Annotated in this window: 10 protein-coding genes and 1 tRNA gene; 3 read left to right on the top strand and 8 right to left on the bottom strand. The window is 38.9% G+C overall.

Going from position 1 to position 13,879, the window contains the following annotated elements:
* Nucleotides 1-8 precede the first annotated feature (8 nt).
* Both BUR11_RS18295 and BUR11_RS18290 read right to left on the bottom strand, forming a co-directional pair.
* Complete coding sequence (locus tag BUR11_RS18295; RefSeq protein WP_074226459.1) at nt 9-3,095, bottom strand: TAT-variant-translocated molybdopterin oxidoreductase; 3,087 nt, start codon at nt 3,093-3,095, stop codon at nt 9-11.
* Between the two features lie 39 nt (nt 3,096-3,134).
* The gene (locus tag BUR11_RS18290) at nt 3,135-4,397 is read right to left on the bottom strand and encodes a c-type cytochrome (RefSeq protein ID WP_074226458.1); all 1,263 of its coding nucleotides are present in this window, start codon (nt 4,395-4,397) and stop codon (nt 3,135-3,137) included.
* A 365-nt stretch (nt 4,398-4,762) separates the two neighbouring features.
* On the opposite strand from BUR11_RS18290, the gene BUR11_RS18285 reads away from it, so the two are divergent.
* Nucleotides 4,763-4,836 (top strand) — tRNA-Cys (locus BUR11_RS18285).
* A gap of 123 nt (nt 4,837-4,959) precedes the next feature.
* On the opposite strand, the gene BUR11_RS18280 is transcribed toward BUR11_RS18285, so the two are convergent.
* Both BUR11_RS18280 and rpsA read right to left on the bottom strand, forming a co-directional pair.
* A complete protein-coding gene (locus BUR11_RS18280; protein WP_074226457.1) occupies nt 4,960-5,562 on the bottom strand; it encodes an outer membrane beta-barrel protein in 603 nt (200 codons plus the stop codon).
* A gap of 155 nt (nt 5,563-5,717) precedes the next feature.
* Complete coding sequence (gene rpsA, locus BUR11_RS18275) at nt 5,718-7,484, bottom strand: 30S ribosomal protein S1 (protein ID WP_074226456.1); 1,767 nt, start codon at nt 7,482-7,484, stop codon at nt 5,718-5,720.
* 312 nt (nt 7,485-7,796) lie between these two features.
* On the opposite strand from rpsA, the gene BUR11_RS18270 reads away from it, so the two are divergent.
* Entirely contained in the window at nt 7,797-8,516 is a 720-nt protein-coding gene (locus BUR11_RS18270) for a lysophospholipid acyltransferase family protein (protein ID WP_074226455.1), read from the top strand.
* 107 nt (nt 8,517-8,623) lie between these two features.
* On the opposite strand, the gene BUR11_RS18265 is transcribed toward BUR11_RS18270, so the two are convergent.
* The 4 genes from BUR11_RS18265 to BUR11_RS18250 all read right to left on the bottom strand — a co-directional run bounded on the left by BUR11_RS18265 (nt 8,624) and on the right by BUR11_RS18250 (nt 13,102).
* Nucleotides 8,624-9,283, bottom strand: a complete 660-nt coding sequence (locus BUR11_RS18265) for a hypothetical protein (protein ID WP_074226454.1) — start codon at nt 9,281-9,283, stop codon at nt 8,624-8,626.
* 9 nt (nt 9,284-9,292) lie between these two features.
* A complete protein-coding gene (locus BUR11_RS18260) occupies nt 9,293-10,660 on the bottom strand; it encodes a pyridoxal-phosphate dependent enzyme (RefSeq protein ID WP_074226453.1) in 1,368 nt (455 codons plus the stop codon).
* 101 nt (nt 10,661-10,761) lie between these two features.
* Complete coding sequence (locus BUR11_RS18255; RefSeq protein WP_074226452.1) at nt 10,762-12,393, bottom strand: putative ABC exporter domain-containing protein; 1,632 nt, start codon at nt 12,391-12,393, stop codon at nt 10,762-10,764.
* Nucleotides 12,386-13,102 (bottom strand): ABC transporter ATP-binding protein, encoded by a 717-nt coding sequence (locus BUR11_RS18250; RefSeq protein WP_074226451.1) that lies wholly within the window; start codon nt 13,100-13,102, stop codon nt 12,386-12,388. Before BUR11_RS18250 ends, BUR11_RS18255 begins: the two co-directional genes overlap by 8 nt.
* 104 nt (nt 13,103-13,206) lie before the next feature.
* Between BUR11_RS18250 and BUR11_RS18245 the strand changes: the two genes are divergently transcribed.
* Nucleotides 13,207-13,818: an outer membrane beta-barrel protein gene (locus BUR11_RS18245; RefSeq protein WP_074226450.1), complete on the top strand. Its 612-nt coding sequence runs from the start codon at nt 13,207-13,209 to the stop codon at nt 13,816-13,818.
* Nucleotides 13,819-13,879: the final 61 nt, after the last annotated feature.

Genomic DNA, 13,879 nt, shown 5'->3' with positions numbered 1-13,879 from the left:
AATTATGATTACGCTTCGTTTTTGTCTTTATTTCTGATTTTGGTAAAGTACCAAACGTTTGGACTCACGTTGATCTCTTCCAATACGTGGTATGCTCTTTCCTCATTTACTTCTTTCAAAGCAGAAGTTGTGTTCTCTTTGATTTTCAATAACTGAGAAACTTTAGAGTTGGCATCATTCATATCACCAAACACAAGAGCATCTGTAGGACAGGCTACCGCACAAGCCACGTTGATTTCTCCATCCTGAACTTTACGCTTCTCACGTTTAGCAGCTAGCTTACCAGCTTGAATTCTTTGCACACACATGGAACATTTTTCCATAACACCACGTGCTCTTACAGTGACATCTGGATTCAAGACCATTTTACCTAGATCATCGTTTTGTGCAATGTTTACACCTGCGAAGTCTTTGTTGTCATGGTATTTAAACCAGTTGAATCGACGTACTTTATAAGGACAGTTGTTTGCACAATATCTTGTACCAATACATCTGTTGTAAGTCATTTGGTTTAGACCCTCAGAAGAGTGAGTGGTTGCAGCAACCGGACAAACTGTCTCACAAGGAGCGTTGTTACATTGCTGACACATCATTGGTTGGAATGTTACTTCTGGATTCTCAGATGCTACTTCCATACCTCTCAAATCATCTGCAGGAGCATCAGAAGAATAATAGCGGTCAATTCTGATCCAAGCCATTTCTCTTCTGTTCAATACTTCTTGCTTTCCTACTACAGCCACGTTGTTTTCAACTTGACAAGCAACAGAACATGCTGAACATCCAATACAGGAGTTCATATCGATAGCAAGACCCCAGTGATGCTGAGAATATTGGTGACCTGACCAAAGAGAGATTTTGCTTGGTTTTACAAACTCTCCGTCTTTGTAGATTTCAGGATGATATCTACCAGCACTTGCATCGGTTTTATATTCAGCAAGAGTGGCTTCTTGGATCACGTTCTCACGACCCATGAAGGTCTGGTGAGTTTGTGTTCTTGCAATTCTATATGCTTCACCAGTAGCAGCTACTTCTACTCCAGCTGTGATGTCAAAGTTTACAAATCCTTTGGATGTATCTGCCAATTCATAAGCATTCACACCCACACCATTTGCAACTCGACCAGCTTTTGTTCTACCGTAACCTACAGCAAGTCCAAAAGTACCTTCAGCTTGACCTGGTTGAACCAAAATAGGAACTACTAAAGATTTTCCATTTACAGTAATAGAAGCTTTCGAAGTCTCTCCTTCAATCATGGTCACTCCATTTTCAGAAGCCCATTTTTGAGAAACTGTCAAATAGTTATCCCAAGTAGCTTTAGTGATTGGATCAGACATTTCCTGAAGCCAAGGCACATTTGCAAATGCACCACTACCAATACCTACTTTGGTATACAATACCAATTCAGCACCAGCATTAGAAGCAGAATAGGTTTTTGCAACAGTTGCAGCTGCAGCACTTACATCTCCAACAGGAGCTAAGGCTTCAGTAGCAGCAGGTGTAATTGCAAAAACACCATTATATAAAGAACGATCCCAGAATTCTTGGAAATCAGTTCCTGTTTCAACTTGGGTGAAAATCTCAGATTCCCAGTTTAGTTGAAGAAATTCATAATAATTAGAAGTAGATCCAGACCAAGTCAAGAATGAATCCTGTGCTTGTCTGGTATCAAAAAGAGGAGAAATGGTCGGCTGACCTAAAGAATAATGACCTTTCTTTGGTTCGAAATCATTCCAGGATTCCAAGAAATGGTGATCTGGAGCAACCATTTGTACCAAAGAAGCTGTCTCATCCATTGTTCCGTTAGTAGAGATACTCACTTTGGCTTTTGCGATGCCTTCAGCAACTTCAGCACCTCTAGCGAAATCATATACAGGGTTACAGTTGTAGAAAATTACCGCTCCAACTTGTCCACCTTTCAATTCATTCACAAATTGATTCATGCGAGCATCATCCCCTTTACGGAAATGCACTGGAGCATTGAAATCAACCGTAGTTCCATTAGCTCCTAATAGCTCATTGATCGCATTTACGACTACCTGAACGTTCGGATCATTTGAACCAGAAACTACCAAGCCTGCAGACTTTGCTGCCCACAGGTCATTTGCTGCTTTATCTAAATGAGCTACTTCAACAGCTGGGGCTGAAACAGTGGCCGCACCAGCTTTCTTTGCAATGGCATTATATAAAGCCAAAACCGCCAATCCACTTTGAGAAGCTTTGATTGGAGTTCTATAATCTGCATTGGCACCAGTTAATGAAAGGTTGGATTCAAACTGATAATGCCTGGACATTTCAGGCTTTTCCTTTGATATCTTTCTGGTTTTGGCATATTGGCCTGCAAACTCAATTGGAGAAATCCAGGTTCCTAAGAAGTCAGCTCCGAAAGAAACGATGGTTTTTGCTTTATCAAAAGAGTAAGAAGGAACTACTGCAGTACCATAATAGGTCTCCGCAGCTTTTGAAATTCCATAATTGGAAATTGGATCGTATTGAATCACTTCAGCACCACCAAATACTTCAGAGAATTGCTGAAGGGCTTTATTGGTAGTTGGAGAAAGGATGGTATTCGAAACAATCTTTACAGAACCAGCAGAACCAAGTTTAGACTTCACTTGAGCATCCAGTGTAGCCCAGTCAGTTTTCTCACCCGCCATGTAAGGTCCAGTTAGTCTTTGCTTATCGTATAGAGAAAGAACAGATCCTTCTACGATCGCATTTACTTTACCTTTATTAATAGGAGAAAGCTCGTTTCCATCGATTTTGATAGGACGACCTTCTCTTGTTTTTACAACAATTGACGCATAATCACCCCCTGAAGAGAAGGTAGATGCGTAATAATTAGGGATAGACGGATTGACATCAACCGGCTTGTTAACATAAGGGATAGCCTTTCTTACCGGAGCCTCACAAGCTGCCAAAGATGCAGCTGCTAAGCTAAATCCCATCAACTTGAGAAAATCTCTTCTGGAGGCACTACCGTCTTCATTCAAAGAAGATGGAAGTTCTGCGAACTCCTTATCGGCATGCTTTACAAACTCCGGATCGTTGCTAAGTTGCTCTAGCCCTTTCCAGTAGGTTTTTTTATTTTCCTTCATTTTATGATCTAGGAATGAATTTGCAAAAAGGATAATGAATTAATAGTGGCACTTAGCACATTCAAGCCCACCGATGTCTTTCACCTTTAGGGCATCTTTTGAATCCACATGAATCTGTACCAACTTATCATAATAGGCATTGCCTTCAGTAGCAATTTCGGTTTGTCTGTGACAATCAATACACCAGCCCATAGTCAAAGCACTATGCTGACCTACCACTTCCATTTCCTGAATAGGGCCGTGGCAAGTTTGACACTCAATTCCACCCACTTTCACGTGTTGAGAGTGGTTGAAGTAAGCTAAATCCGGAAGGTTGTGAACACGTACCCATTCAATAGGAGTGTTGTTGTCCACAGCATCATAGATTTTCTGAATTTCTGGAGAAATACCTTCTTTACCTTGTACATTCTGTACGTGAGTATGACAGTTCATACAGATGTTAGGTGAAGGAATATTCGCTGATCTACCAATCTCAACCCCAGTATGGCAATACTGACATTCGATTTCTAAAGTACCAGCGTGTAATTTATGAGAATAAGCAATCGGCTGTGTTGGAGCGTAACCTTGCTGAACACCAACTGAATAAAGTCCATCAATCGCTGTTTTAGCAACCACCGCTACTACCAAGGCAGTAACAATGATGATGAAGCCATCACTTTTAAAAACTTTACCTAAGTTGAATTTTTGAGTAACGAATTCTTTGTCATCCTCATCAAGTTCCTGCTTATTCAAATACTTGGTTAATACGGAGATAATCAATCCCAAAACAACCAAGATCAATAGCAATACAACTACCAGAACAGCTAGGATTACTGTCAAGTATTCATTAGGTATTCCTCCCCCTGCGGCGGAAGCACCTTCGGCACCACCTTCTACAGCAGCTGCTGCAGCTGGATCTACCTTGTCACCAAATTCGATGTAGGACAGTAAATTATTTAAATCATCATCTGATAAAAATTCATGCGCTGGCATCGCTGTATTGTTGAACTCTTTGTAGAGATCATTGGCGGTTTTATCACCAGAAGCGATTAATGCCTGTGAATTTTTAATGAAAGATTTGATCCAAGGAATTTCTCTTCTATCAGAAACACCTCTTAATGCTGGACCAACTAATTTTTGATCTAATTTGTGGCATGTTTTACAATTTGCATTGAATACAGCCTTACCTGCTGCTACTGCTTCATCGCTACTATCAACTGCAGGATCCGCGGCAAAAGCCTGAATTCCTATCAGCATGAAAAACAGCACTGCCAGTGTGTGGAAATTCCATCGAACCCCTACTAACGAGCGTTTGGATAACATATTATAGCTAATTAAATAGTTTATGCGGTTTTCAATAACCCTTGCAAAGGTACTACCCGGGCTCAATTTTTCAAACAAGATTTCAATTCAAATAACCGGGGGAACTGAGGGCTAAAAGCCAGTTTACCTAGCTGATTTTCAATATTTTACAGTACTTTTTATTAAAGATATTTTATTTAGAATCGTTATAAATAAGTTAGAAAAAAATTCTGGATAGAACTTCAAAAATAATTCGTCGTTACTGGATTTTTTTTAAGGTGTAAATCAATACTTTGAGTAATAGCTCACCATAAATCCAGAAAATAAATGAAGTCTCTATTGCATCGAGAAAGATAATCTCTAAATTTGCATTCCATTTCATAAATGGTCGCGTGGCCGAGCGGCTAGGCAGAGGTCTGCAAAACCTTGTACAGCGGTTCGAATCCGCTCGCGACCTCCACAAAAAGCATCCTGTTATTAGGATGCTTTTTTATTTTAAACAAATTTAAACAGTAGCCTATAAAAAAGTAAAAACCTTTGAAATCTTTAAATCTCAAAGGTGGTAGAAAGGCTGAGGGCCATATTAAAACCGATAAGCTATCCCAAACTGAAGACCGAATTCCTCCAGCAAATACTTATTTTCCGTTTTTTCAAAAGGAATAACATTGTGTCTTTTATAATGAGGGAAAACTAAAAAAACCACCTTACTGGTTGTATACTTAGCCCCTGCTCCTACCACATACCCAACCCCGCTTTGATCTGTGAAATTATGAGTATGAGAGATCTGGAAATCAACTACAGGTCCCGCTGCTCCATATAGGTATTTCAAAAATGTATATTCTAGATATACTGGTATTGTAACCATTTCAAAATCAAGATTATGCACATAGGATGATCTATTCTCCATCCCGCAGTTTGGGCATGGAGCTGGTCTGTAAGAAACCTGGGCCATTGTATAATTCACACCTGCGTTAAGCCTGAATTTTTTGGCTATTCCTTTCGACAGAATCAATCCAAATTCAGATAGGTTTTCCATGTTTACTGAACTCGATCCTGTAAGCTGTATCTTCCTCGCTAACCGAGTCCCAGAAATCCCATAATATCCTTTGAGCTCTATTCCGGATTGAGCCATTACAGAAGTAATACAACAGAAAATGAAGAATATAAACAGTAGATGTTTTCCCATTTGGTAGGAATTTAATTGAAAAATATATCAATCGATACGTGAGTTGATTTCAATCCGCAACTAAACATGGATAAATCAAAAATATAAAAGGACATAAAAAAACGCCGACTTTTCAGCCGGCGTTTTCTATATGAATAAGTTAAGAAATCAAATTCTTACTTTTTTCCACCTTCCATTTGCTCTTTCAATTGAGTCAAAGCATCTAAGTCACCTAGGGTAGACTTCTCAGCTGGAGCTGATGAAGAAGTAGAAGTTTCAGATTTTTTCTTCGCCTCTTTCTTAGCTGGCTTCGCCTCTTCTTTGAATGTAGCAGTGTGAGAAAGAACGATTCTCTTATCGTCTTTAGAGAATTCAGTCACTTTGAAATCTTCAGAGTCACCTGCTTCTACAGAAGAACCATCTGCTTTCTCCAAGTTTTTGATGGTCGCGAAACCTTCTAAACCGTAAGGAAGCTCAAGAACTGCTCCTTTATCATTCTTAGAAACTACAGTACACTTGTGAACAGATCCTACTGGGAACACATTCTCAAAAGTATCCCATGGATTCTCTTCCAACTGCTTATGACCTAGGGCCAATCTTCTGTTGTCAACATCAAGTTCAAGAACAGCTACTTCAAGCTCATCTCCTACTTTTACGAATTCAGATGGATGCTTGATTTTCTTAGTCCAAGAAAGATCAGATACGTGAACCAAACCGTCGATACCTTCTTCCATTTCAAGGAATAGACCGAAGTTAGTCAAGTTTCTAACTACACCAGTGTGCTTAGTACCCACGGCATACTTAGTACCCATATCATTCTTAGTCCAAGGATCTTCAGTCAATTGCTTGATACCCAAAGACATTTTTCTTTCGTCCTTATCCAAAGTCAATACTACTGCATCGATTTCGTCACCAACTTTTACAAAGTCAGCAGGGTTTCTCAAGTGCTGAGACCAGCTCATTTCAGAAACGTGGATCAAACCTTCTACCCCTGGAGCAAGCTCCAAGAATGCACCGTAATCAGCCACGTTTACAATCTTACCTCTTACTTTAGAACCAACTTCAAGGTTAGAAGCCAATGAATCCCAAGGATGCGCAGTCAATTGCTTCATGCCCAAAGAAATTCTCTTCTTATCATCATCAAAGTCAAGAACCACAATCTGAACTTTCTGATCAAGCTGCAATACTTCTTCTGGATGATTGATACGTCCCCAAGAAATGTCTGTAATGTGAAGTAGACCATCTACACCACCCAAATCGATGAATACACCGAAGTTGGTCATGTTCTTGATCACACCTTCCAATACTTGACCTTTTTCTAGGTTGTTTAGGATTTCCGCTTTTTGCTTCTCTAGATCTTTTTCGATCAATACTTTGTGAGAAACAACAACGTTATCATTAGCGTGGTTGATTTTCACCACTTTCACTTCCATCTTCTTACCTACATAGATATCGAAATCTCTGATAGGCTTCACGTCGATTTGAGAACCTGGCAAGAAAGCTTCTACACCGTAGATATCTACGATCAAACCACCTTTGGTTCTTCTTTTCACCAAACCTTCGATCACATTGTCATGCTCAAGCGCATCTTCGATGTCCTGCCATGCACGTACGATCTTGGCTTTCTTACGGGAAAGGATCAATTGACCCAAAGCATTTTCCTGCTCCTCAATGAATACCTCTACCTCATCACCTGGCTTAATGCCATCTAGATCACGGAATTCACTCAAAGGAACCAAACCGTCAGATTTGAAGCCAATGTTGATGATCACATCTTTGTCATTCACTCCTACTACTACACCTTTGATCACTTCTTTCTCAGTGATTTCATTTAGTGTACCAGCATACATTGCTTCCATCTGAGCTTTTTGCTCTTTGGAATAGCCTTCTCCAAAACCTTTGGTTTCGAAGTTGTCCCAGTTAAAATCTTCTTTATTAGACATAATAGTATTGACTCTGAAATCCCATCAGTCCTCGAGTCAGGAGACTGCGGGTTTTTAGTTGTAAATCAATGCTTTAGACAGTTCTAAAACACCCCGATCACCCGAACGGACTGCAAAGGTACGTATTTTCTTTTATTTCGTAAATGCTTGATCAAAAAATGAATTATTTACATGCTCCTTTATTCATAAGGAATTAGAAAAATAAATTCAGGCAGCTTAAATTGAAATAAAAAGCCCCAGAGCGCTCCGGGGCTTATGCAAGCAAAGAGTTAAGATTAAATTTATACCCAAAATTACCAATATTCAGATAGCATGAAAATCCTTCAAGCAATTTTTACCATTTACTCACTAGTAATCTTTGCTATTTTAATGCTGGTTTTTGCTTTATTCATTATCATTCCTGTGCTGATCAGTGACCGAGCCGGGAATCTATCTTTTTTCTTTATCAGGATTTGGGCAAGGATTTGGTCCGGACTATCGGGATTTAGGTTTAAAATACATGGGAAGGAGTATATCAATCCCAAGCAGCCATACATCTTCATTTTTAATCACCGCTCTTTTTTCGATGCTCCTATCATTCCTATTGCAATCCCACAACAAGTAAGAGCTCTTGGAAAAAAAGAACTATCTAAAATCCCGGTTTTTGGATGGGTTGTATCAAAATTTGCCATATGGGTAGACCGGGATAATCCGGAATCTCGAAAAGAAAGCATCCCGAAGCTCATCAAATTTCTCCAAAAAGGCATATCTATTGTAGTCGCTCCAGAAGGCACTAGAAATGATAGTGAAAATGTATTATTACCATTTAGAAAAGGGGCCTTCAAGCTATCTATTGAAACTGGAATCCCTATTTTACCTTTTGCGATCATCGATGCAGATAAAATTCATAAAAGAGGTTCTTTATTACTAAGCCCCGGAAAAGTAAAAGTTTATTTCTCTAAACCGTTTTATCCTACAGACCAACATTCAATAGGTGAATTAACTGAAAAATGCAGAAATAGATTGGAGGCTATAATCCTAAGTCATGAATAACAAGAAGCACTTTCTAACATCAACCTAGTGAACGCTTAAAAAAATAAGATCTTTCAAAGCCTCATGTTCATTCCTTCCTTTGCAGTCTGAATAATAAAAGGTCCTACCTACTCCTTATTCATCAATAACCCCTCTCCTTCTTCATCAGCTGCATCAATAGTCAATTCCTCAAAAAGGACATATATGGAAAGGTAGGTCAATGGAATTGTCACCAATAAGCCTACAATCAAACATAGAAACCCACCAATATTGATCAGTAATAGCAACAGGAGAAATGCAAAGAATTTCCACCAATTGGTGTGAACTAATTTCCGACTGTACTCCATGGCTGGCCAGAAATCAAATCCTCCAAATAGGACAAATAATAAACTGAACACATATCCCACCCCCAGGTAAATCCCCGGCAAAATAAACACCACAAGACCTGCTATGATAAAAATCGCAGTGATAAGATTTACGATGATCAGCGGCAGAATATATTTAAATCCATCAAAGTAATTCTGGAAATCCACATACTCGTTTTGACTCATTCGGTTGGCCACCAAATAAAAACCGGCAACCAATGGAGGGGAAAGAAAGATGGAATAAATAAAAGCAAAGTCCTCCAAATACAGCGTAAAAAATAACTGTATAGTGGAAATCAGAAATGCGAAGCCTATATGAAACATGGCCCGGGCTTTGAACATTTCCCAGGCCTTATCTATGATATTCGAAATATTAAAATCTACTCCAGAATCAATGATTCTTTGAAGTTTAAGTTGGTCCATTATTAATTTTTAATTCGTAAACGCCTCCAAAATATCATGTTTGGTAATGATGTGAATCTGATTGTTCTCATCCCTCACCAAAACTGCTTTCTCCTTTTCTACCATGGAAGAAAGTACGTCCAGCGTACTATCCAATGCGACGAAATGCATGGATTCTTCCATTACATCGGAGACTTTCGCATCTTTCAATTCTGGGTTTTCAATAATTTTTGCCAATAATTTGTTGTCAGTAAGACACCCGACTACCTCTTCATTTTCCATCACAGGAATTTGTGAGACACTAGTTTTATTCATCAAACCAATCGCATTTCTCACTGAATCCGTTTTAAGGGTAGACACCAAATGGTAGCTACCTTTTCTTCCGGAAATAATATCCCTAGCTGTTGCAAATGTCTTATCTTCCAAGAACCCATGATTTCTCATCCATTCGTCATTATAGACTTTCCCTAAGTATCGAGTTCCATGGTCTGGAAGAATGATCACCATTTGATCTCCTTTTTTTAAGTTCTCTTTGGCCCATTCCAATGCCCCATGAACAGCTGATCCACAAGACCAACCTACAAACAGTCCCTCTTCTCTAGCTAACCTGCGGGTCATTACTGCTGCATCCTTATCTGTAACTTTCACAAAGTGATCTATCACATCGAAGTTGACATTCTTTGGGAGAATGTCTTCTCCAATTCCCTCTGTCAGATATGGATATACTTCCTTTTCATCAAAAATTCCAGTCTCCTTATATTTTTTAAATACTGAACCATAGGTATCGATCCCAACGGTAACAATATCCGGATTCTGTTCCTTAAGATATGTAGCCGTACCACACATTGATCCGCCCGTCCCTACACCTGCTGCATAATGGGTTATTTTGCCCTCTGTATCATTCCATATTTCAGGCCCAGTTGTTTCATAATGTGCTGCGGTATTGGAAAGGTTATCGTATTGGTTCGGATAAAAAGAATTTGGAATATCCTGATTCAACTTCTTTGCGACGGAATAATAGGATCTTGGATCTTCCGGGGAAACGTTAGTTGGACAAACAATTACCTCTGCACCTACCGCCTTGAGGATATCTATCTTTTCTTTTGACTGTTTGTCAGCCATGGTGAAAATACATTTATAGCCTTTCGCCACAGCAGCTAAAGCCAAGCCCATTCCAGTATTTCCACTAGTCCCTTCTATGATAGTACCTCCTGGTTTTAAAAGTCCTGCCTTTTCGGCATCCTCCACCATCTTCACGGCCATTCTATCTTTCATAGAATTGCCTGGATTAAAATATTCAACCTTTACTAAAACATCGCCTTTGATTCCCTTGGCGAGTTTATTCAATCGGATCATCGGGGTATTCCCGATGGTTTCAATGATGGAATTATAGATCATAGTCAGTTATATTTGGTATCCAAAAATACAGGAATTTTCTTGCCCTCCTGTCCGCTTCACCTAAAAACAAAATAAAATTCTGAGTTAAAAAGTTCTTTTTTCTAGACTTCTTTAAATTCTACCTTTTTAATCACATCCAAGGTTACATGAAGTAAAATAGCGGTTACAAAGGCTACTCCTAACACTAAAGTCAATAAACCAAACACAAACTTTTTAGTCAGAACAAAAATTAAAATACTGGCAACTCCTGAAGGAATGATTCCAAAAATAAATATTCCACCTATGAGCAAAGGCTTGATTAAGATCCGATCCCAACTTTCATCCAAAGCGATTTGCGGTATCAGATTTATGGAAAATCCAATTAAATAAAACCCTAGCATTCCCAGTAAAAACAAAGGGATGATCGCCCAGTTCAATTCTGCAATAAATACTGATGGAATAATCATTAAGCCAGAAAACAGTAAAATCTGAAAAAGATCCAGTTTGATCATATTCCAGAATTTTGCTGACCAGCTGGCTGGGATTAATATAAAAAATGGCTTTTTTAAATCTCCAACAGATGCCCTTCCAATACCAGCCATAAAGTAGAAAACAAAAAGCACGACCAGGTATCCGTAAAACAACTTATGCGAAAACCAATCAAACCTGGAAAGGATGGCAAATAGAATCCCCAAACCAGTCATGATTAATGAATAAATTCCAAAAAGAGGATGAAAATCCTGTCTGGAGCTATGCACGTAATTTCTCCAATAAAATGCTTTTGCACCCACCCCAAAGTCGGGTAAGGCCAACTGCTTCTTGGCATTCATACTAAAGGAGGCTTCAGAAGCTTGTTTTTTTCCTCTTACTTTTTCAATTTTTTCTTCATTGGACTTGGTAGCTTCCAATACATCTTCATAGTAATAGCCAGAAAACTGAATCACCAATTTTACGATGGTATAATAAGCCAATCCATAAAGCATCAAAAAGCAGGATGATAAAATGACGTTCTGATCCCAGACATAGCTCATGATCCCCCTACTCCAACCCACAATTGGAAAGAAGTTAAACCAAGGGGAGCTCACCCAGGAAAACATCCCTTGCCAGAATTTCTCTGCCATAAGACCTGGAATTAAAATCATCAAACCTAAAACTACCCCTAGTATAGACACTCCAGATTTGATGTAATTCATGATTCCATACTTGGTATGAAGTGTATAGATCAAAAATCTCAGTGGGAAGATCATAAAGAAGAAAAGTGCAAATCCCAAAACCAAGAAAACGATGTTGCCCGCTGTTAGTTCAAACTGATCTGCAAGTTGGCTAGCTCCATAAAATAAAAACAAAATACTACCTCCCAAAGCAGGAAGTATTGATCTTGCCATGTAGTAAATCAAAATATTTTCAGGTTTCACCGGTGCGGTAAATAATAAATTGACATCCGCCATCTTAAAGAAACTGATGTTCTTTTTCGTCGCACGATAAAGCTGGAAAACGAAAAACGACAAGGCCAGAATGGTAATCCCTCCGACCACATTTTGCAAGGCAAAATTCACTTCCGGAATTCCCTCCAAATCTGGAGTTTGCATTCCAGATTCTTCTGGCCTACTCTTCATCCGCATGGTATAGATAAAAAAGAAATAGGCCAACAATCCTCCATATGGCAAGAGCCTAAGTGGATTTTTTAGGATTAGTTTGATATTGTTGAGTAGGATTAAAATATCCTTTCTAAGGAGTATCCGGAATTCAAACATCTTTGGTAAGTTCTAGAAACAAATCCTCTAATGAAGTCCCTTCCTCTTGAACAAACTGTTGCTTAAGATTGGCAATCGTATCATTCCCTACAATTTTCCCCTCTTTCAGGATCATAATTCTATCTGCAATAGACTCTACACTATCAATCAAATGGGTACTCACTAAAATGGTTTTTCCTGCTTCCTTCAGATTCCTGAAAATTTGTCTGGTATTTTTTATGGCTTTTGGATCCAGCCCAATCATGGGTTCATCAAAAAACAAAACTTGAGGATCAGGAATCAAAGCACAAACAATAGACACTTTTTGTCTCATCCCTTTGGAAAGATCCCTTCCTAGTTTATCCTGTTTATCTTCAAGTTCAAATAGCTGAACCAACTCATCTGTTTTTTCTTTCCAATTGGGCACTCCATAAGCTTGACCGATGAATTGAAAATGTTCTTTGACCGTCAATAAATCATACACATATGGGGTCTCAGGAATATAGCTAAATAGTCTCTTAGCCTCCACGGATAAATGATCATACCCGCCAATGGTAATTTCTCCAGAAGTTTTTCTCAAAAGCCCCACTATGCATTTCATGGTGGTACTTTTCCCTGCCCCATTTGGACCCAACAAGCCGACTACTTCTCCACCCTTCAATTCAAAAGATAAGTCGTCCACTGCATTCTGTTTGCCGTACTTTTTTACCAGATTATTGACTATTAACATAAAAGTGAATTTGATCTTAAAACTAATGCGAACAAGTCTAGGTTTCTAAAATTTGGAATCTTTTTTGTTATTCTTTGAAATCACGTTCAAATAAACCACAGACAATGAAAAAACTTTTTGTAATCGCACTACTTCTAACGCTCTGCCAATATACCATGGCTCAGCATGCTGGAAGATTTAGAATGGGGATGGACTTAGGCGCTGCTATTCCCAAAGGAGGTGGCATAGGAGCCTTGGTAAACTTAGAGCCCAAAGTCAACTTAAAAGACAATATGAATGTTGGAATAAGATTTGGAATAGCTGGACTCGCAAAAGATGTGACCTACTATGATTTTACAGAAGATTACGAAGGGGAAATTTCTGCTAACATTTCTATTTCAGGCACCTTTGATTATTATTTTAATCAAGGGGGTACCCAATTGGCTCCTTACATAGGGGCAGGTTTTGGATATTACACTTTAAGCAGTGTTCAAATTGATAATGGGGATTTTGATGTGCCTGATAATTTCGGTGATCTAGAAGCTGATTTTAAATGGGCTCCTATGGTCAGAGCCGGGGTGGAATTAGGCAAGTTCAGAATGGGTGCAGAATACAACTTCGTCCCAAAAAGCAACTTACAAAATGCCTCAGGAGAGGTCATTGGAGAGGCAATCAACCAATATTTTGGATTTACTCTAGGATTCTATGTTGGTGGCGGAAGATGGAGAGGAATGTAACGGTTTATAACTAAAGTTTGAAAAAAAACGGCTGTTACCTTATTGGGAACAGCCGTTTTTT

Source organism: Algoriphagus halophilus, assembly GCF_900129785.1.
GTDB lineage: Bacteria > Bacteroidota > Bacteroidia > Cytophagales > Cyclobacteriaceae > Algoriphagus > Algoriphagus halophilus.
The sequence above is the reverse complement of the archived record's forward strand: the minus strand, read 5'-3'. Positions and strand labels throughout refer to the sequence as shown.

What these genes read in the sequence shown, in the direction of transcription:
- BUR11_RS18295 (WP_074226459.1), bottom strand. Translation starts at nt 3,095, where the DNA reads ATGAAGGAAAATAAAAAAACCTACTGGAAAGGGCTAGAGCAACTTAGC.
- BUR11_RS18290 (WP_074226458.1), bottom strand. Translation starts at nt 4,397, where the DNA reads ATGTTATCCAAACGCTCGTTAGTAGGGGTTCGATGGAATTTCCACACA.
- BUR11_RS18280 (WP_074226457.1), bottom strand. Translation starts at nt 5,562, where the DNA reads ATGGGAAAACATCTACTGTTTATATTCTTCATTTTCTGTTGTATTACT.
- rpsA (WP_074226456.1), bottom strand. Translation starts at nt 7,484, where the DNA reads ATGTCTAATAAAGAAGATTTTAACTGGGACAACTTCGAAACCAAAGGT.
- BUR11_RS18270 (WP_074226455.1), top strand. Translation starts at nt 7,797, where the DNA reads ATGAAAATCCTTCAAGCAATTTTTACCATTTACTCACTAGTAATCTTT.
- BUR11_RS18265 (WP_074226454.1), bottom strand. Translation starts at nt 9,283, where the DNA reads ATGGACCAACTTAAACTTCAAAGAATCATTGATTCTGGAGTAGATTTT.
- BUR11_RS18260 (WP_074226453.1), bottom strand. Translation starts at nt 10,660, where the DNA reads ATGATCTATAATTCCATCATTGAAACCATCGGGAATACCCCGATGATC.
- BUR11_RS18255 (WP_074226452.1), bottom strand. Translation starts at nt 12,393, where the DNA reads ATGTTTGAATTCCGGATACTCCTTAGAAAGGATATTTTAATCCTACTC.
- BUR11_RS18250 (WP_074226451.1), bottom strand. Translation starts at nt 13,102, where the DNA reads ATGTTAATAGTCAATAATCTGGTAAAAAAGTACGGCAAACAGAATGCA.
- BUR11_RS18245 (WP_074226450.1), top strand. Translation starts at nt 13,207, where the DNA reads ATGAAAAAACTTTTTGTAATCGCACTACTTCTAACGCTCTGCCAATAT.